This window comes from Cellvibrio sp. UBA7661 (assembly GCA_002483365.1).
Classification (GTDB): Bacteria; Pseudomonadota; Gammaproteobacteria; order Pseudomonadales; family Cellvibrionaceae; genus Cellvibrio.
Map to the genome: position 1 here is coordinate 191373 of DLHT01000009.1, position 20079 is coordinate 211451.

At 45.2% G+C, this 20079-nt stretch carries 20 protein-coding genes; 15 read left to right on the forward strand and 5 right to left on the reverse strand.

What is annotated here, in order from left to right; translation table 11 throughout:
• Positions 1-182: 182 nt before the first annotated feature.
• The gene (locus B2739_RS08300; protein ID WP_331345394.1) at positions 183-986 is read right to left on the reverse strand and encodes an IclR family transcriptional regulator; all 804 of its coding nucleotides are present in this window, start codon (positions 984-986) and stop codon (positions 183-185) included.
• A gap of 77 nt (positions 987-1063) precedes the next feature.
• Between B2739_RS08300 and B2739_RS08305 the strand changes: the two genes are divergently transcribed.
• Entirely contained in the window at positions 1064-1213 is a 150-nt protein-coding gene (locus B2739_RS08305; RefSeq protein ID WP_331345395.1) for a hypothetical protein, read from the forward strand.
• Positions 1214-1420: 207 nt separating this feature from the next.
• Here the strand turns inward: B2739_RS08305 and B2739_RS08310 are convergent, their stop codons facing one another.
• The 3 genes from B2739_RS08310 to B2739_RS08320 all read right to left on the reverse strand — a co-directional run bounded on the left by B2739_RS08310 (position 1421) and on the right by B2739_RS08320 (position 4487).
• Positions 1421-2356 (reverse strand): DUF4114 domain-containing protein, encoded by a 936-nt coding sequence (locus B2739_RS08310; protein WP_331345396.1) that lies wholly within the window; start codon positions 2354-2356, stop codon positions 1421-1423.
• A 123-nt stretch (positions 2357-2479) separates the two neighbouring features.
• Positions 2480-3376, reverse strand: coding sequence for a diguanylate cyclase (locus B2739_RS08315; RefSeq protein ID WP_331345397.1), 897 nt, complete (start codon positions 3374-3376; stop codon positions 2480-2482).
• 118 nt (positions 3377-3494) lie between these two features.
• On the reverse strand, positions 3495-4487 hold the full coding sequence (locus B2739_RS08320) for an LLM class flavin-dependent oxidoreductase (protein WP_331345398.1): 993 nt from the start codon (positions 4485-4487) through the stop codon (positions 3495-3497).
• 537 nt (positions 4488-5024) lie between these two features.
• On the opposite strand from B2739_RS08320, the gene B2739_RS08325 reads away from it, so the two are divergent.
• The 6 genes from B2739_RS08325 (at position 5025) to B2739_RS08350 (ending at position 9293) form a co-directional block, all read left to right on the forward strand.
• Positions 5025-5414, forward strand: a complete 390-nt coding sequence (locus B2739_RS08325) for a hypothetical protein (RefSeq protein ID WP_331345399.1) — start codon at positions 5025-5027, stop codon at positions 5412-5414.
• Entirely contained in the window at positions 5404-5568 is a 165-nt protein-coding gene (locus B2739_RS08330; protein WP_331345400.1) for a hypothetical protein, read from the forward strand. Before B2739_RS08325 ends, B2739_RS08330 begins: the two co-directional genes overlap by 11 nt.
• Before the next feature lie 305 nt (positions 5569-5873).
• Positions 5874-6686 (forward strand): PAS domain-containing protein, encoded by an 813-nt coding sequence (locus B2739_RS08335; protein WP_331345401.1) that lies wholly within the window; start codon positions 5874-5876, stop codon positions 6684-6686.
• Entirely contained in the window at positions 6649-7098 is a 450-nt protein-coding gene (locus B2739_RS08340; RefSeq protein WP_331345402.1) for an HD-GYP domain-containing protein, read from the forward strand. Before B2739_RS08335 ends, B2739_RS08340 begins: the two co-directional genes overlap by 38 nt.
• A 78-nt stretch (positions 7099-7176) precedes the next feature.
• Positions 7177-8076, forward strand: a complete 900-nt coding sequence (locus B2739_RS08345; RefSeq protein ID WP_331345403.1) for a LysR family transcriptional regulator — start codon at positions 7177-7179, stop codon at positions 8074-8076.
• 119 nt (positions 8077-8195) lie between these two features.
• Positions 8196-9293 carry an NADH:flavin oxidoreductase/NADH oxidase gene (locus tag B2739_RS08350; RefSeq protein ID WP_331345404.1) on the forward strand — a complete coding sequence of 366 codons (1098 nt, stop codon included), beginning with the start codon at positions 8196-8198 and terminating at the stop codon, positions 9291-9293.
• A 197-nt stretch (positions 9294-9490) separates the two neighbouring features.
• Here B2739_RS08350 and B2739_RS08355 read toward each other — a convergent pair whose 3' ends face one another.
• Positions 9491-10312, reverse strand: a complete 822-nt coding sequence (locus B2739_RS08355) for a TlpA disulfide reductase family protein (RefSeq protein ID WP_331345405.1) — start codon at positions 10310-10312, stop codon at positions 9491-9493.
• 259 nt (positions 10313-10571) lie between these two features.
• Between B2739_RS08355 and B2739_RS08360 the strand changes: the two genes are divergently transcribed.
• The 8 genes from B2739_RS08360 to B2739_RS08395 all read left to right on the forward strand — a co-directional run bounded on the left by B2739_RS08360 (position 10572) and on the right by B2739_RS08395 (position 19905).
• Positions 10572-12701 carry a PQQ-binding-like beta-propeller repeat protein gene (locus B2739_RS08360; protein ID WP_331345406.1) on the forward strand — a complete coding sequence of 710 codons (2130 nt, stop codon included), beginning with the start codon at positions 10572-10574 and terminating at the stop codon, positions 12699-12701.
• Positions 12702-13133: 432 nt separating this feature from the next.
• Positions 13134-13658, forward strand: coding sequence for a hypothetical protein (locus B2739_RS08365; protein WP_331345407.1), 525 nt, complete (start codon positions 13134-13136; stop codon positions 13656-13658).
• A gap of 47 nt (positions 13659-13705) precedes the next feature.
• Entirely contained in the window at positions 13706-14338 is a 633-nt protein-coding gene (locus B2739_RS08370; RefSeq protein WP_331345408.1) for a competence protein CoiA, read from the forward strand.
• A 325-nt stretch (positions 14339-14663) separates the two neighbouring features.
• Positions 14664-17237 (forward strand): AAA family ATPase, encoded by a 2574-nt coding sequence (locus tag B2739_RS08375; RefSeq protein WP_331345409.1) that lies wholly within the window; start codon positions 14664-14666, stop codon positions 17235-17237.
• 246 nt (positions 17238-17483) lie between these two features.
• On the forward strand, positions 17484-17954 hold the full coding sequence (locus B2739_RS08380; protein ID WP_331345410.1) for a hypothetical protein: 471 nt from the start codon (positions 17484-17486) through the stop codon (positions 17952-17954).
• A gap of 87 nt (positions 17955-18041) precedes the next feature.
• Positions 18042-18554 carry a hypothetical protein gene (locus B2739_RS08385; RefSeq protein ID WP_331345411.1) on the forward strand — a complete coding sequence of 171 codons (513 nt, stop codon included), beginning with the start codon at positions 18042-18044 and terminating at the stop codon, positions 18552-18554.
• 392 nt (positions 18555-18946) lie between these two features.
• Positions 18947-19423 (forward strand): carboxymuconolactone decarboxylase family protein, encoded by a 477-nt coding sequence (locus tag B2739_RS08390; RefSeq protein ID WP_331345412.1) that lies wholly within the window; start codon positions 18947-18949, stop codon positions 19421-19423.
• Positions 19420-19905, forward strand: a complete 486-nt coding sequence (locus tag B2739_RS08395) for an Rrf2 family transcriptional regulator (RefSeq protein ID WP_331345413.1) — start codon at positions 19420-19422, stop codon at positions 19903-19905. The genes B2739_RS08390 and B2739_RS08395 overlap by 4 nt, the downstream gene beginning before the upstream one ends.
• Positions 19906-20079 lie beyond the last annotated feature (174 nt).

Consider the following 20079-nt stretch of genomic DNA (forward strand, 5'->3'; position numbering starts at 1 on the left):
GATTCCCTGACAATTCGTTTTTATCGTTAAAATTGCGATTGCAGATAAAACTGACTTTACTTAAATATCATATATATTTACATATAGTTAATAAGACTTTTTGGCTTTAAAGCCATAAAAAACGGCCGCTAAAGCCGTTTTTCGGGAATCCATTGCAGGGCCAAAACCGCCCTGCTGACAGGTTAATCCACCAAGCCCTGGGAGATTTTTTCCGCCGCCTGAAGCAACCGCTCCAGTACCCGCTCAGCGGTGATTGACTGTGACTTGATGTGGATGAACGGGATAATCATCACTGCAGATGCACCATGCACACCCACAATCGGAACACAAAAGTCGGTCACTCCGTCCACAAAATCGCTGGCAAGCTGGATGTAGCCCTGCTCTACCCCTTTGCGCGCCTTGGCCAAAAAGCGTTCGATCCGCTCCAAATCAACCGTAGCCGACAGCAAGGGCAACCAGCCTGCTTGCACATCCGGCGAGGCAAAGCCGTACAGAAGCGCACCCGAATTGGTATCAATCAACCGGCGACGGTAGCCAACACGCACCGAAAACCCAAGGTCCATCGGGCTTTCAAGACGGGCAACCACCACTATCTGGTCACCGGAAGGCACCACCAAATGGCAGGACTGCCCCAGCTCGCGGGTCAGCTCTTTCATCACCGGCAACGCAATTTCCAACAGGGTTTTGGCTGTCCCCTGGGAGATACCCAAGGTGAACAGCTTATTGGTGAGCATGTAACCATCGCGCCCATCAGGCATCTGGGTAATAAACCCGCGATACTCCAACGCCAGCACCATACGGAACAGCTCGCTGACCGAGCGCCCAAGGGCAACGGCCATTTGCGATGTCGTCATAGGAGATGAGTTGCGCGCCAGCAACTCCAGAATATCCAACCCTTTCTCCAAGGCCGGGGCGCGGTATTTACGTTCGGAATCTTCACTGATATCCATCAAGGTTCCATCGATTTGCTTGCCTGTAGCCGTCATAGTGTTTTCTCATTATTTGTTATTGTCTCCCCAACCCTTCATTCAGGAATGTATTCACTTCCGGCTGAAGAGATCTCATGGCGATTTTATCTATAGAAATTCGTTTCCAGCGCACCACTTTGCGCTGTTTACCTAAAGCGCCAATAGCGCAAGGCAAAAATATCCCTATATCGGCACGCTTTCGTTTGCAGTATCTGGGCACGCCGATGGAAACACTGACACAATAAAGTCAAATGAACCATAAGTCACCTATCACCATAACCTAAATTCACTAAAAGGCAGGCACAAACACGCCGATGCGATGACCGAAGGAAAGACAGGAATAACGAAAACAGGGAGTGAAAACCAAACAGAACTATATAAAGAAGGGAGTCATGCAGAACCAGGACAACGCACGTCAGTGCCAATACTGGCACTGACGGATGAATCGCCGGTTATTGTTGATGCCTGCGGCGGTGCCATAAAAGTCCCGCTAACAACATGCCCAGCAGCGGCAAGCTGGATGGCTCACTGACCGGAACCAAAGGCGGGATGGGGATATCAGTAATAACACCTTCAAACAGGAAGATGTTGTCATTGAAGTCGCGGTCGCCACCGCCCCAGATATCCTCAAAACCGACCAGATAGCGGTTACTTCCCAGATTTAACACCTTGGTATGCACCTGCCCATCATTCCAGCCGCGGCTGTCGCGGTTGTTGGCTGCATCGCCACTGAAAAAGTAATTGGTATTGGGGTAATGGATATTGTCACTGTTGTAGTGCAGCACCAAAGCTTGCAAACCAAACACCAGACTGTCGCCCGCTGCCAAACCGGAGATCACCCGCGACTGCCCCAGATTATCCGGCACGCAACTATTGCCCGCTTTGGCTTGGGCGTATTCACAGCCGCCACGGGTTTCAAACAGGCGGCTGCTGTCGTTCACCGGGTTATAGCTGGCCAGGTTATTGGTGCCGCCGCTGGCATATACCGGGTTCCAGAAGGCGGTGGTATCGAGCAACTCATTGCCTTGTTGGGCAAGGAACAACACCGAATTGCGCGCCGCACCGGTGCCAAGGAAAGTCACCCGCACCGAATCGGAAACTGCCGCCAAACTGGCACCGGTGGTGTTTTGCAGCGGAGCGTTTTTAAACTGGCCGAGAATATCGGCATTGATATTGAATGCGTCATCGCCGTTACCCAGGGTATAACGGGAAAACCACTCATTGGTGCCGGGCGTTGCTCCGGGTGTGGCGATGATATGGGAGCTTGCCGTCTCGTCCGCCCAGCCAGTGCCGTTGGTACTGGCATCATACAAATTGCTGATGCTATAGGCGTGGGTAAACGAGCTGAGCAGCGATAAGCCCCCAGCGATGATGAGAGAGTAGCGCATATACGTTTCCGTCAGGTTGTGGTTGATATTTATGATTATTTGTTTGCTTAAAAAACCAACGGAAAATTATCACGCCACTTTTTGTGACACCATCGACAAAACAATGAATACGAATGCAGACGCTTACTCGGGGGCAACAACCGCTGGTTTGCCCAGACTATTGATGTCCAACCACAACTCGGCGCGATCCAGGGGTGTCTCTTTAGGCAGGGTCGGGTTATCCAGGTGGAACACCAAACGCCCCGGCAAATTGGCCTTATCCAATACCGACTGCACCATAGGGTCGTTCAGGAATACCTGTTCAAAACTGCCATCGGCAATCGCCCGGTTTAACCCCAACTCCAAATCCGCCGCCAAGCGAGTGTTCTTTTTATTGGTGAATAGATAAAACGGCATGCGGTACACCAACATGATGTGCTTTTCTACCGCCAATGGCAGCTTGGCATTGGCTTCCAGCTCCGCCCAAGGCTCTTGCACCCCGCGTGGGAAAGCATCAAAACGGCCGCCATCCACCATGTAAAACAGGTTTTGGTATTTATTGGCGCGGATCACCTTCAACCCGTTGCTCGCCAAAATGTCGGAATCCGCCCAGGTAGTGCCCTGCCCAAAGCTGAATTGCTTTAAGTCTTCAAAGGTTTTCACCTGATCAAAACGGGCTTGGGAGGCAGGGTTGATAATAAAAATACGGTGCCCGAGCAGACCTTTGAATAAAGGAATGCGTATCGGCAACAACTTGTTTTCCATGTCCTGATTGGTAGCGGCCCAGAGTAAATCCATAATGCCATTGGCGACATCATCAATATTGCGCGCTTGGGTAACCTGATCGCTGGTCAATTCCAGGTGGTACTGCGTATCGATTTTACTGAGCGCCAAGTTCACCATTTGCATGGCATAGCGGCCATTGCCATCGGCGGCATCATTGATCTTAACCACCGTTTGCGCCGCTAACGACGTAACCCAAAGATTGGTGCATAGAAAAAGCACGCCAGTCGCCAACTGACGTAATAGAGTTGTGTTCATAAATGACCTTTTATTGTTAGAGCTGTGTTTGCCGTTTTTATAATTTGGATTGTTGCGAAGCGAGTATAGCATTGCACGCACCGGCGAGATTTAACCGGCGCAAAGCAGCAGAGTCATGTTAACGGAGATGCTCTTTTATCCGCGCCAATGTCGATAAAGTTTGAATACGCAGGTCGCGGTCATACACGTCAATCGTAAACATAAATTCATCGACTGCGAGCTCATCGCGCAGTTGTTGCAAACCATCCAGAATTTCCAACTCATCACCCACTTGCGCCAGGGCCAAAAATTCTTGCACGCTATATTTTTCCCCAATCGACCAATCAAGTTGCTCAACCGGTTTAGGCGGGCACAACCACAAAGGTTCACCGCGAAATAACGCCGTAATACGCTGAAAACTTGTGGTCGCATTAAATGCAGCCTGTGCAGATGTCTCGCCCCACACCACCGGCAAGCCCAACATAAAATAGGGTTTATCCAAATAGGGCGATGGTTGGAACTCTGCGCGATAACGCTTAAGTGCAGCGCGCATATGTGCTGGCGCAAAATGCCCCGCGAATGAATAAGGCAAACCTAATTGTGCAGCCAAACCCGCGCTATAAAGGCTGGAACCTAAAATCCAAATGGGCACTTGTGTACCCTCACCCGGCACTGCGCGCAACCGCTGGTGTGGTTGGCTCGGTGCCAACAATTGCTGGATCACCTGCACTTCCTGCGCGAAATTTTCTGCCGCAGAATCATCGCGTTTTAATGCACGGCTAGTGACAGGGTCAGTGCCCGGAGCGCGCCCCAAACCCAAATCAATCCGGTCACCATAAAGCGATGCAAGCGTGCCGAATTGTTCAGCCACTACCAGTGGTGAATGGTTGGGCAACATAATCCCGCCGGAACCCACACGCAGCTGCTGCGTTTTACCCGCAATATGCCCAATCAACACCGCTGTCGCCGAACTCGCGATCCCTTGCATATTATGGTGCTCTGCCAACCAAAACCGCTTAAACCCCAACACATCCGCCGCCTGCGCATAAGCCACCGAATGCACAAACGTATCGCAAGGCGTTTCATCAACCCGCACCGCCGCAAGTTCCAGCAAAGAAAATTCAACAGCCATAAACACCTCTCACAATATTCAATCGCCCTATTTACAATCGTCTTATTTTAAGGCCAATTCAAACATGTGGCTTTGACAAACCCGCGGCTTATTAATTCTTTACGGTTGTAATGGGCAGTAATTACATTGCAGCGGCATATTTTTTATTTAGCTCATTTATGCTTCAATCACTGAGTTGGCTTTGCGGGACATACGCACCCCCATCAATGCAATAACCCTAGGTTACTGGTGAGCTTGCGAAGCGCAACAGATAAGGTGTGTGATTGGAGGATGTTTTTTTAATATTAAATACAACATTAAGAAAAAACGCTTTCATTCACTTCATGTAAATAGTAAAGCGTGAAGATATAAAAAACGACTTTCGCGAAAATGCTCCATCTGGTGTCAAAAACACCCTTGTCACTCGTAAGATGTTACATTGCCAACTTCCATTTTTGAGCATTATCCTTGCAATAGATTTGTATTCTATTGAATGAGCAACATGTGGATCATATATTCAAGCTTTTGAGCATCAATAATTTCAGCATTGAGATCAAGATGGAAGTCATTAAATCAATCCAAAATATTTACTGTGAGATAAACAATTATTCGGGCAACTTTGGTGACCCGATAGTTGAATTTGTAAATTTTAACCCATTGGATTATATGGATCGACATTTTCCTGCAGAGATTAGAATAGGAGCTGCTATTGGCTTAATAGTCAATTTTTGTAGCCATGCAGATAACACAACATTTTCAGATGCGCAGAAAGGCTCGTTTTCAGACGCTATTCTTTTGGTCATTACCAAAAATTGGTATCAAGACTTGCCGGAAATAAATAGAGCATTGAAGGCCACCCAGAACACAGAAAAAGAACTTAAACACGAACTTAAAAATATCTACAACCTGTATATTAAAGAATTAAACGGAGCGCATCATGTTAAATAAAAAAGGGTTGAAACTCAGCGGTTATTGTTTTATCGCAGCGGGCTGCTTGTTTTTCCTGGCGGCGGTATTTTCTGGACAAGTTGCTTTTTATGGTGTTGGGGCTGCATTGATTGCAACAGGGAGTGTTTACTTGGCGAAAGCCAAGCGTATTTAATCTTTTTTTACTCAAACTGTATTTGTATTTCCTTTTATCTTTGATTTGCAAAGAAAAATAAAATTGTAGTTATATACACATATTTTTAACTATCGCTTCCATAGATATTGCTTATTAAGCATCCAAAATCAGCGTTTCCTTAAGAAAAATAGCAGGCAATTAATGCCCTGCGATTTATCTTTAAGGTTTATAATGCACTCCAGTTCAAAAATTCTTTTTTTATTCTGCACACCTCATTAATGCCATATAACTATGGCTCCTCGATTTAATCTGTATCTGAAAATATTCATTGGAGTGGTAACGGTATGAACAAGCGCAAATACCGAGCGTTGGTATTGATTTACGCGTTGGTCGGTGTTCTGTGGATTGTGGGTAGTGACTGGTTATTAGGTCATCTTATTGGCGATTTAACAACCTCATTTAATATCTCCATCGCGAAAGGTATTGGCTTTATTCTCATCATGTCGATACTGCTTTATGCTCTTTTGATGAAGCTCGATGCAACAGAAAAAAAAGCAGTTGTTGCGGAAAATGTTGATCAGTTATTTCTCAATAAAATTCCAGTATTTTTTCAATCTATTTCACTCGTGACTTATGCCATAGAAGAACATGAACGGCATACACAATTCATATGGGTAAGCGATAACGTTGCGCGTATGTTGGGTTATCCAACCAATAAAGTCTTTGAGCCAAACTGGTGGCATTCTTGTTTACATCCCCATGACAAATTACGCGCAATAGAAACTGTGCGACACATGATTAGCCATGGTGGTGGCGATCAGTATTACCGGTTTAAACATGCTGACGGCTCATACATTTATATTCACGATGAGCTACGCGCAGTTGAAAATACATCCCCGCCACGCTTTGTCGGCGCATGGCATGATGTTAGTGGCGAAGAACACGCGCAGCAACAAATTCTGGACTATTCAACCCGTTTGGAAAAAACCTTTTTAGGTACCATCTATTCCATCTCAAGCATGGTTGAAATGCGCGATCCTTACACAGCGGGTCATGAATCGCGAGTGGGTGATATTGCCGCAAAAATTGCTGAAGAAATGGGATTGGATAACGACCGACGTGCAATACGGTTTACGAATTGCTGGTTTGGTACATGACATTGGTAAAATTAGTATTCCATCTGAATATTTAACCAAGCCAACGCGTTTATCGCGCGCGGAATACAGCATTCTTCAAACGCACCCCAGTAATGGTTATAACATTTTAAAAAATGTTGATTTCCCGTGGCCAATTGCCGATGTCGCACACCAACATCATGAACGTGTTGACGGCACTGGTTATCCAAATGGATTAAAAGGTGATGAAATTGTATTGGAAGCCAGAATTATTGCCGTAGCCGATGTGATCGAATCCATGGCGACATCCAGACCTTACCGGCATGCACTTGGACTTGATAAAGCACTGGCAGAAGTGGAGCAAAATGCGGGCACACTCTATGATAAAAACGTTGTTGCTGCAGCACTGACTCTTTTCCGCGACAAGGGATATCAACTCCCGTTAAAAGTGTAGCGATGCATTATCGGTTTCACTTCACTGGCAGAAAGCTTTAGGCTGGACACAGGTATTTCACCCGCGAGCCCAAGCAATATGCGCGATATCAAAACCGTCGATCTGAATTTATTAAAAGCCCTGGATGCCTTATTGGATGAGCGCAACGTAACGCGCGCGGCGGCGCGGTTGTCGCTCACCCAACCGGCAATGAGCGGCATGCTCACCCGCTTGCGGGAAAGTTTTAACGACCCGCTGTTTGTGCGCTCGCAGCGCGGCATAGTGCCCACCCAGCGCGCGCTGGATTTGGCACTGCCAGTTAAAAAAGTATTGGCCGAGATTACCACTCTGTTACAGCCGGCAGAATTTGATCCGCGCAGTGCGAGCCTCACACTCACCATCGCCGCCACCGATTACGCGCTGCAGGCGATTGCCGTACCCTTTTTGGTGGAGCTAAAAAAACGCGCGCCGCAGATTCGCGTAGCGCTATTGCCCATCGAAAACCAACTGCTCCCACAGCAACTGGAGCGCGGCGAAATTGATCTGGCGCTGCTCACGCCGCCCAATTGCCCGGCGGAATTACACGCGCGCCGCCTGTACGATGAGGACTATGTGTGTGTGATGCGCAGCGATCACCCCAACGCCCAACAGCCGCTTAGCCTCGATGAATTTTGCACTCTGGAACACGCTTTATTTTCCTACACTGGCGGCGGTTTTATCGGTGTGACCGACGAAGCACTAGCGCGTATTGGCCGCTCGCGGCAGGTGATGCTGTCGGTCAAATCCTTTCTGGTGATGGCGAGCATACTGCGCGCCAGCGACATGATTGCGGTAGTGCCCAAACGCTTGGTGGACAGCTTGGACGGGCTGGTCACCCAACCAACGCCTATCCCCGTGGAGGGTTTTACCAAAATCGCCGCCTGGCATGAGCGCACCCATCAAAACCCGGCTCACCGCTGGATTCGCGAGTTGCTGTTTGAGCTGTTTATCGCGCCCTAGCTGTCATAAGTGCAGCTTATAAACCAGATAACAAAAGCTGATTATTTTTATATCTCAGCAGGCCTTACTCTAGGCGCCAAACCCTGCACCTCAGGGTAATGATCCCGTCTGGAGGATATATGTCCGCTCTTTTTAGCCGTTTTAAACTCAAAGATGTTGAACTGCGCAACCGCATCGCCGTGCCGCCCATGTGCCAATACATGGCCACCGATGGTTTTAGCAACGACTGGCACCTGACCCACTACAGCAGCATTGCGCGCGGTGGTGCCGGTTTGGTGATAGTAGAGGCAACCGCCGTAGCGCCGGAAGGCCGCATCTCCCCCAACTGTTTGGGCCTGTGGAGCGACGAACACGCCATAGGCCTGGCACAAATTGCCAGTGCGATTAAAAAAGCCGGCGCCGTACCGGGCATTCAAATCGCCCACGCCGGGCGCAAAGCCAGCGCCAATCGCCCTTGGGAAGGTGACGACCATATTGCCGAAGGCGATGCACGCGGCTGGCAAACCATTTCCCCCTCCGCTATCGCCTTTGGTGATGGCTTGGAAAAAGTCCCGCAGGAAATGTCCATCGCCGATATCAAACGCGTGACCGCCGATTTTGCCGCTGCCGCACAGCGCGCCCGCGCCGCTGGTTTTGAATGGCTGGAATTACATTTTGCCCACGGTTATTTGGCGCAGAGTTTTTTCTCCGCCCACGCCAACCAACGCACCGATGAATACGGCGGCAGCTTGGAAAACCGCAGCCGGTTTTTATTGGAAACCTTCGCTGCCGTGCGCGCCGTCTGGCCGCAAAATTTACCGCTCACCGCCCGTTTTGGGGTGATTGAATACGATGGCCGCGATGAACAAACCCTCGCTGAATCCATCCAACTCACCCAACAATTGCGCAACAATGGTTTGGATATGTTGAGCGTCAGCATCGGCTTCTCCACACCTGATGCGAATATCCCCTGGGCACCGGCATTTCTCGCGCCCATCGCTGAACAAGTGCGCAATCAGGCCGACATTCCTGTCGCATCCGCCTGGGGTTTTAGCACACCGCAATTAGCAGAGCAGGCCATCGCCAATCAACAATTGGACTTGGTAATGATTGGTCGCCCGCATTTGGCCAATCCACACTGGCCTTATTTTGCGGCGAAAGAACTGGGCGTAGAAAAATCTGCCTGGGTTTTACCTGCATCCTACGCACATTGGTTGGAGCGCTATCGCACGGAATAATTTTTTGTTGTTATTGAATGAATCCCCACCTCCCTTTTACAAAGGGAGGTGCTGGTACAAAGGGAGGTGCTGGTACAAAGGGAGGTGCTGTTACAAAAAGAGGAGTTTGACTCTCTCTAACAAAGAAGAGCTTAGCTCCCCTCTTTGGAAAAGAGGGGCTGGGGGAGATTAAATTAAAAATGTTAAGCACCCGCTTATTATTCAGACGTAAAGCCATTTAATTTTTGCATCAAGGTCGCGCGCGACAACTGCCCCACATGACCATCGACTAAGTTGCCCTGCTTGTCATAAATCAGCGTCAGCGGCAAACCGCGGTTGCCCGTAAATTGACTGAATTGACTTTGTGCATCCAACCAGACATGTTCAAACTGCAAATTATTTTTTTCTAAATAATCACGCACCACCTCAGCCGATTCACCTTGATTCAGCAAAATAAATCGCCCCTGCGGAAAATCCTGTTGCGCTGCCGCTAATACCGGCATTTCGCGGTGACAGGGCGGGCACCAGGTCGCCCACAAATTTACCAGCGTAAATTCGCGCCGCGCATCGGTTTGTAAACTGACGGTTTGTGACGCGCGGGTTTCATTTTCCAAGGTTGTAAAAGTTAACACCGGCCAGAGTGATGGCGGGCGCAAATAAGTTTTTAACAACACATAACTGCCACCGGTTAATAGCGCGACCGGCAAGAGTATTTGCAACAACCACTTGCGCTGCGCAGGGCGCCGATAAACCAGCCATGCGAAATACACAAACGCCGTTAGCAGCGCCGCGTAAATATCCACACCACGATCACGAATATCCAACACGGCCCAGGCGTTATCGCGATAGACATCCAGGTGCAGCAGCACAAACACCACACGGCCCGCGACTACACTTGCCAGCACCAGTTTTAAAAAATCGTCGCTCACATCAAACGGCGCGCGCAGCAATTTGCCCAACAACGCTACAAGCACCCCTGCCGCCAATAACAACAGCGGCACCACCGGCACACTGGCCCCGAATAATTGCACAGCTTCCATAATTTATTCCTGTGATTTGTTGCCGTTTTTTTCACCTGCGGAATACTGCCAGCCATAGGATAAAAATGTATATTATGGCGACAAGTTAATCACACAAGGCATGCTAATTGTTCAAGCACAGTAGCTTTAGAGTGAGACTGGCCAAAGCATCCGGCCGTAATCGCGTCATCACCTACGAACAAATCCCGTAGCCCGCAAGGAGTGCAACGGATTGCGGGGAATCTTTTATCACAATAATAAAACCAGTGTAGGTTTCACTATGCGCATATCTCTTCTCTGTATTCGATACACCACTTTCGCATTAATCAGCAGCGCGCTGCTGTCCGCCTGCGGGCGTTCCGATACGGATTGGCCTTGGTACCACGGCAACCCTCACGGTACGCATTATTCAATTCTCGATCAAATCAATAAAAATAATGTGCAGGATTTAAAAGTCGCCTGGACGTTTGATTCGGGTGATGCCTTTGGTGAAGGTGGAAGCCAGTCGGATATGCAAAGTAATCCGCTGATTATTGATGGCCATTTTTATTTTGTTTCACCCAAAGGCCGCTTGTTTTGTTTGGATGCAGCAACCGGTGAGCAGCAGTGGGTTTTTGATCCGGCATTTGGCGAGGCAGTCAATACCAAGCAGCGTTTGCGCGGCGTTTCTTATTGGCAAGCAGGCGATGACCAACGCATTCTATTTACCTTTCGCGGTTTTTTAATGGCGGTAAATGCACAGACGGGTGAATTAATCAAAAGCTTTGGTCGCGATGGCAAAATTGATTTGCGCGAAGGTTTGGGGCGGGAACCGGATAGCGTCAACGTGGGCAATGTATCGCCGGGCGTGGTTTATAAAAATCTCATCGTCATGGGTTCTACCGGCAATACGCCGGGGCATATTCGCGCTTACAATGTGCGCACCGGCGCACAACAGTGGATATTCCATACCATTCCCCACCCCGGCGAGTTTGGTTATGAAACCTGGCCGAAAGATGCATGGAAAACCGCAAAAGGCGCAAACGCTTGGTCTGGTTTAACACTCGATCCGGAAGCAGGAATTGTATTTGTACCACTCGCGTCTGCGGGCATGGGCGATAAAGATTTTTATGGTGGCGATCGCATTGGCGATAATCTTTTTGGAACATCGCTGGTGGCGCTCGATGCAAACACCGGCAAGCGCCTGTGGCATTTCCAATTGGTTAAACATGATTTGTGGGATAGAGACCCGCCAACACCACCGACGCTTATTACTGTTGAGCGCGATGGCAAAAAAATTCCCGCAGTTGCGCAAGTGACCAAGGCCGGTGTGATTTATATTTTGGATCGCACAACTGGCGAGTCCTTGTATCCACTCACGCAAGTGAACCCTCCTGCATCGGATATTCCCGGCGAAGTGTCTGCGCAATCGCAAATTATGCCCCTGCATCCCAAACCATTTGCTCGTCAGCATTTAACTGAAGATTTATTAACTAAGCGCACACCTGAAGCACATGAAACCGCGAAAAAAATATTTTCCGGTTTGCGTTCACGCGGGCCGTTTGACCCGCCGTCACTACAGGGCACTATTTTATTTCCCGGTATGGATGGCGGTGCCGAATGGGGCGGCGCGGCCTATGACCCGGAAACCGGAATGCTCTACGTTAATGCCAATGAAATGGCGTGGATTTTAAAAGTCAAAGAGCGCCCACCGGTATTGGCGGGCAATAGTGGTGAAGCTATTTATTTAAATCATTGTGCTGTGTGCCACGGCATAGAGCGCAAAGGCAGCCCACCAGAATTTCCGGCATTGGTCGGGGTGAGCGAGCGTTTGAGTGAAGCGCAATTGCAACATCAAATTATAAATGGCAACGGCAGAATGCCCGGTTTTGCCAAACAACTTTCCAGCACCGATGTTGCTGCGGTAATCGGTTATTTAAAAGGTGACCCTGCACAAGCAGCAAAAAAAGACACACCTTATTATCCCTCTACCGATGGTGATCCCTATGTATTCGGCGGATACACACGCTTTCTGGATCAAGAAGGCTACCCCGCCATCACACCACCCTGGGGCACACTCAGCGCCATCAACGTCAATTCCGGTGACTATGTGTGGGCACAACCTTTTGGCGAATATCCTGAATTAGCTGCGCAAGGTTTAACAAATACCGGCAGCGAAAATTATGGCGGCGCAGTTGTTACCAAAGGCGGCTTGTTATTTATTGCCGCCACCGTTTACGACAATCAATTCCGCGCATTCGACAAACACAACGGCAAACTCCTCTGGCAAACCACCCTACCCGCCGCAGGCATAGCAACACCCGCAACCTATTCAGTAAACGGAAAACAATTTATTGCCATCGGCGCAGGCGGCGGAAAAAATCCAAAAGCAAAACCGGGAGGAAGTGTGGTGGTTTTCAGCTTGCCCTAAAGCTCGCACACAAACTTAGTCACTACATTAACAATCAGATTTAACCCAAGCGCGGGAAGTAATGCCTTGTAATTCCCGCGCTCCACAAATATACCTATGATCATTAATCGGCCTATACTCCGCAGCAAGTCATACACGTAGGTTGGGGCGGGTCGCGCAGACTGAGCTTGCGAACCCCAACAGATTGAAGGACGGAAATGTGCCCAAAGCGGAAGTTGGTGCAGCGCAGCAGTAAGTTAACCTTCAGATCTATCTACTTTTTGATAATTAAATCCATAAAAATCTATTTGAGCGGTAAATGATTAAACGACTGAGACCCAGTAATGGCGCGCAATTGGATGGTGATATTAATTAACCTTTAAAACTTATGCCGAAAATTCCGGTGCGAATCACGAAAAATTTCCATCTAATAACATTGTTATGGAATAGCGAATGGATCAGAAACTGAATTTCTTCAAATGGGTTCTGAATGACCAAATTCAAGATTTAACAATCTCTGCAAAATCAATGAGAGAGTGCATTCTTGAAATAGATCCCGGCAATACAACAAATGAGACCATCTGGTTTTTGAGAATGTGCGCAATGTCAATGCTGGCCTCCTTGGCTAAGTTGTGGGAGGCGCTTGATCATTACAACAAAGAAATAAATAGCTTCCCTGAAGCAATAAAACTGGACCTGAGAAAATTAAAATCCGAAATTGAAACAAGAAAAATTTACGCATATAGAAAGAAATATGGCGCACACATAATTGACAAATCTACGGGCAATCCAATCAGCTTGGCTGATGGAGTTGCTCTTTATGAGCATATTATTGGAAAGATTCTTCAAGATCATCTGAATTTTTGCGAATGGGTCTACCCTGCAAAATTTCCGAGCCTTAACTTCAATGTTATGCAGTGCGTTATTGGCGCACGCGATCATTGCATACGAATGGTCAGCGTAGGAAGTCGACCATAACAAGGTCATCAAACCAATGGCTTGTAACAACGTTATAGGAAAGAATTGTGAAGTACTCCATCATTAATAGTGAACGGCGGTTACCGTTCAAAGACGGAAAAGGGATATGTCCGTGCTGCGGAGGTGAAACGATAGCCAAGTGTGGGCGCTACAAAATTCATCATTGGGCTCACAAATCTCGAAAACATTGTGATCCCTGGTGGGAAAACGAAGGTGAATGGCATCGCAAGTGGAAAAGCTATTTCCCTGATATAACGCAGGAAGTGGTCTTCCGTCGGACTGAGAGCGGAGAAAAACATATTGCAGATGTGTACATTAACCAAACCGCTATTGAATTTCAAAGCTACTCTATTAAAGAAGACGAAGCTCGTATTAGAGAGGCTTTCTATAACAATTTAATTTGGGTAATTGACGGCTGTAAAAATGAATTCGACAAAATTTATTTTAATATGAGCGTTTACACTCATCATACAAATGATGCGTATCTAAGGAAACTTCGCTGGTGTGGTAGAGGTAAAATTTTTGCAAAGTGGTCTCAGTCAACTAAGCCAGTATTTTTGGATTTTGGTACAGATCTTGTTTGGCATTTATTGTCGTACAATTCGAAGACTAAGGAAGGTCTCATTCGTGCAATTTCTAAAGAAATTTTTGTGAACGGATTGGGAGGAAAATACACATAACAGGCAACTGTGATAATATTTTTTTTAGTTGACATTTAAAACGAGCGATTTGAGCCGCCTTCAATTCCTGCTTTTAGTCGAGGTCAGTATTTTCCCAAGACAGGCTTTAAAATTAAGCAGAAAAGTTGATTTAATAAATATTAATAGATAATTGTTTGTAACATTCTTAAGTTGTGGCGTATTAGTAAATTATTTAGTGATCACATATAAGAGATATAAAATTTGATTGTCTTACTTCACCTTAAATCAATAATATTGCAGCATATAATGTAACAAAAAAATTTAAACCTATTATTGCCGGAAATAGTATGAGTATGGAGCACGCATGACAGCAATAGAGAAGATAATCAATTTTATTAACGCAAAGGGCAAGCCCGTCTGGTGGAAACATTGTGTAAGATTAGCTATCGAAAAAGGTGATCTTCAAAAAAATGAAGCTGATTTTCTGTTTGACATAGCCAAAATGGAAGCTGGACTTTTGGAAAAATGTGACGAATTCGCAGATTACCAAAAGAATCTTTCGAGCACTGGATTTGAAGAGGAGGTAGAAACTATAACTATAACCTCCATATCTTCAGTAAAAAATGTTGCCTCTTTAAAGGAAGGAGAAACATTAGCCTTTGAGCCACAAGGAATGACTGTTATCTATGGAGATAATGCAGCGGGTAAATCTAGCTACTCAAAAATACTAAAGCAGCTTTGTCTTATTAGAGGAGCAGTGCCAACGATTAAGAGCAATGTATTTATAAATTCTTCGGGAGACTCTGAAGCTAAAGTTCACGCCGCCATCAATGGCGCTTCCAATACAGAACTGCATTGGATAAAGGGTAAAAATGTTCCCGAGCAATTGAAATCGGTTCGGGTATTCGATTCTGCTTGTGCTGCACATTATATAAAAAACGAAGGCACTATCGAGTGCAAACCTGAAGGTGTGCGTCTCTTGGATACGCTAATTAAGGTGTGTGCACATATAAGTAAAAAAGTAGAGGTAGAAAAAACCTCCTTAAGTACGCCAATTAATCTTCCAGCATTAAAAGCGCATACCAATGCCGGAAAAGCATTATCACAAATTACAATATTAACTGCCCCTGATTTGGTTGATGCTCATTGCGCAACACAAGAAGAAATAGACAGCCTGATTGAATTAAAGACTCAGCTGTTAGCCTATCAATCGAAATCTGTAGCTGAGCTTAAAAAAGATGTATTAGCTTTAAGGCGTAGAATAGAACCGATTAAGCTGCATCTAAAGAAAATTCATAAGGTATTCAAACTACAAAGACTTAATTCGTTAAAGGTGAAGCATCAAGACCTTAAGGAAAAGGATGCTGCTGCTGAGCTTCTTCGTACACAAACACTTTCAAACCTTCCCATCGAAAAAATAGGCGGCAGTCTATGGAGGGAAATGTGGGATGCTGCGGAGGAATTTACCCGGATTGACAATACATCCTTAAAGTTCCCACCTAAGGAAGGCGATAATTGCCCGCTCTGCCTTCAGGACATCAATGACAGTTCACAAAAAAAATTGTTAGAAATTCACACTTACATAACTGGAGTTGTACAAAAATCAGCAGATGCAGCTAAGGCTGAATATTTAAAATACATTGACTTCTTGAAAGCGCTCGACTTTGACTTTTCTAAATATGATTCAGTGATAGATGAGTTAAATGAATTAAATCCTAGTTTTAAAAAAGGAATCAGTGACTATGTGAAGATATTGTTAGAAAGGAGAGAATCTCTCGTTTCAGATAGTCCCAATTTCGATAAAATTGAAATGGATTTAACGGCACCAAAATGGATCTTCCAAAAAGTAAACCATCTAATAAGGCAAGATAAAGAACTTATAGATGACGAATCTATCGCTAACTCAATTATGAGTTTATCAAGCAAGATTTCTGAAATTGAAGATAGGAAGTTGATTCAAGAGTATAAATCGAATTTTAAAGACGAAATTAATCGAGTCATAGATTTACATTCTTTAAATTCGATTCTTAATCAAACTAACACCCAAACAATAACAAAACTAAGTACTGAAATAAATCAGCAAACAGTGATACAGGAATTGAGTGACGCTTTTCAGGATGAGCTGCGCCAAATGGGTTTTTCTCATTACCCATTGAAGGTTAATACGCGTGGCTCAAAGGGAAGTCAGTTATTCAGTGTAAATTTTGAAGCCATAAAAAATGTCGGGCTAGATGATATTGCAAGTGAGGGTGAACAAAAATGCTTGGCACTTGCAAGTTTCTTCGCTGAAATTCGTGCTGATCATAGAAAATCAGCTATCATTTTTGACGATCCCGTAAATTCTCTGGACCATAATTGGAGAAGAAAAATTGCTAAAAGATTGGCTGAAGAATCAAAAATTAGGCAGGTTATTGTTTTTACCCATGACTTGATATTTTTGAAATTGCTTGAAGAGCACACAACGGTAATTTGTACGCGAGCTCTAACAAAGCATGGAATTCATTCTGGTCATGTTTTGGAAAGAGCCCCTTGGGATACTTTAAGAGCAAAGGAAAGAATTAAAGTTTTGAGGCAACATGTGGAAAAGCTTAAAGTTTTAAGCTCGGGCTCAAAAGATGATTACTCCGAAGGCGTTAAAAAATTTTATGGTAAAAAGAGAGAGATCTGGGAGCGTGTTGTAGAGGAGTTATTAATATACGAGGTGGTACAACGATTTGATAGACGAGTGCAAACTACCCGATTGCGTTATTTGCATGATATAACTCCTGACGATATTGCTTTAATTAATGATGCCATGACGAAATGCAGTGCATTTCTCAATGGGCATGATTCAGCTAGTGAAATTGGTATTGATACTCCCGACATTCAGGAGGTTGAGGGAGATTTAACTGCATTAGACGAATATGTTAAGACCCTGATAAAAAGACGGGCTGGCTGATTTTTAAAACAAAACTTGTGCACAAAAATCTTCGATAAGTCGGCGAAAATGGATAAGGATGTTAGTTTGGGGGGCACTCATTCAAGAGAATGTCCGCTATTGGCCGAAAGTGAAGGTTTTTCAATAGTTGTTGTCATCATTACACCATAATAATTATTTTAAATGGAAAGAATCAGGCTTTGGTAATCGGTGTAATGAGGAATATCTAGCAAAATCACCAAATCATTTTTAAATTACATGGGGGGCATGGAGGAATTGAGAATTTTATTTTTTATTTCAATAGGAATATTGTCTTTTAATGCTTCGGCTGAAAACAGTCTAGTGGGAGTTTACAGCGTGACAAGTGAGCGCACGCTTGGGCTTTATGGGACGATTAAAGTAACGCAATCAGAGATTCAATGGACAGCAGAAAAAAATAAATTCATTTGTAGCGCAAATTACAAAATTATTGACCATGGTATCGCAAAAACTGTTCCTGATCAGGATTACCCAATTGAGAATAAAGATGGAGCTTCATATGAGTATTATAGGATATCTCTGTCAAATAAAGATTGTCCTTACGCTGAGCTATTAAATGGGCACGTGAGTGAGCGAACCGAATACTTTCAATTTGTTTTTCCTGTAATTAGTGATAAATATAACTTTATGCAAGTTTATTCGTTCGATAGTGAATCCCGCTTTACTGGTCGCACCCCTTATGTGAAATCCGAGCTGTAACGCAAAAAGTGCGGTGCAAACCGAGATTGCTAAGTTCTGCTCCTGGTCGTTATCTGAATAAATAGTTTTGTCTTTTAGGGATCAATTATGAAAGTCGGAATTATATTAGGTATTTTCTTATCGTTTTTTTCACTGAGTTCATTTGGCGAGGAATGTGGTTACAAACGACTTCCTGTATATATAGAAATAGATAACTCGATTGACTTAAAGCTATCGGTAAGTATAGAGAGCAGTGATTGTACGCAGGCAATGGTATCGTTAAGAATTCATGGCTCTGAAAAGAACAAAAATAAACCACTTTATGTGGTCGATAATAAGTTGGGAGCGTTTTTTGGTTCTCGCGCGCAGAATCCAACCAAGACTATTGCACAATCACTAGCTGATGAATTAATTAATGAGATTACAGTAAAAAAAGTAGCAGGTGATTTTGATGCTGGTTTTAAATGTCTTAATTTGATACCCAAAATCTATTTGGATCGATTGAAAAACAAAAATAGAAATATGCTTTCATATAGATGGCGCTCTAATGAAATACGCTACATAGCTTACGTAGAAGAAATAGAGCAAATGGTGGTTATTGCGCAATGCTCGAAATCGTAACCAGTGGAAAACTGCTCTCTTTATTTTTATTCAAACATCTTTCGTCGTGTGCCAAGAGCTATCATTAACTTCCGCAATTGTCCGAAAGCACAGATCTGATGGAGCTCAAGCTTCATTCCCGGTAACTTCAATCACTGATCTATTTGATCAGTTGACCGATTGTTATTAATTCTCCTGCTAGCTCTACCACATCGAAATCAATACGCAAGTGCACCAATGCCCTAATCTTCCAGGTTAAAGAGAAATCCCGTCTTCACAAAAGTAAGCGATATTAGCTCTGCACATTTATCTTGACGTTTTCTTAATCGCGGACAATAATTGTCCGCAATGTGAGGTGGGTTTTATGACCACTAAGCATCAACCCAAATCCAATTCAAGAGGAAGCCTGTAAAATGCAAAGACTCAACTATTTTTCTTTAGCTATGCCTGCCTTTCAGCACTTGGGTGGAATTGATCAATACTGCAAGAAGAGTTCTATGGATCAGACCATAATGCGGCTAGTTCAGATTTACGCTTCTCAATTAAATGGTTGTGCTTTCTGTGTAGATATCCACTGCAAAGAAGCTAAAATTGCGGGTGAGCGTGAATTGAGAATTTACCATGTGGCGACTTGGCAAGAGTCCCCGCTTTTTAGCGAACGGGAAAAGCTAGCATTTGAATGGACAAAGGCGGTAACCCTGATCAATCAAGGTCCCGTCCGCGATGAACTATTTGAGAGAATGCAACAGCACTTTAGCGATCAGGAGATCGTAGATTTAAATATGCAGATTGCATTTATAAATCTTTTCAATCGCTTCGCTGCGACATTCAAATCGGTTCCTGGCGAGCGCGACAAAGTATTGGGACTTGAGAGAGCGAACCTTTCATGATTTTGGGTAATCAAGTCGAGTGGGCCCTTCATTGCGTAATGATTTTAGCAAACGCTCCAGCAGGTAAACTCCTGAGCTCTCGCTCACTAGCAGAATTTCACGGTGTTCCGAAAGAATATTTGTCAAAATGCTTGCAGCTGCTATCTAACGCAGGGATGGTAAAAACCACGCCAGGCCCTTACGGGGGTTATAGCTTGGCGAAGTCGCCTAAGGAAATTTCGTTTTTGGATGTAGTAGAAGCCGTAGAAGGACGAACGAAGACTTTCAAATGCAATGAAATCCGGAGAAACAACCCCTGTTTAGTGAAGGTCGACAGAAAATTTTCAGGTCTTTGTGCGATTGCAGCCGTTATGTATGATGCCGACGAAGCTTGGAGGGCCGCGCTTCGCAATAGAAAGCTATCCGAGATTACTGAAAACTTAGCAGAAGGGGTTAGCAGAGAAACCATGTCTAACTTCGTTAAATGGATTGATGAAAATTAGTCGATAAAATCACTGCTCGGTTTCCTGTCGAAACAGCATTAGCTCGCGGTATAGGTTAAGTAATTAGAGAGACTTTAAATTTAGGTAGAAAAGCTGGGATATGGTTTTGTGACGCCAAGACCTTTTGAGGTTGGAAGTTAATGTCCGCTCTTGGCGTGCGCCGTGATAAGGCGG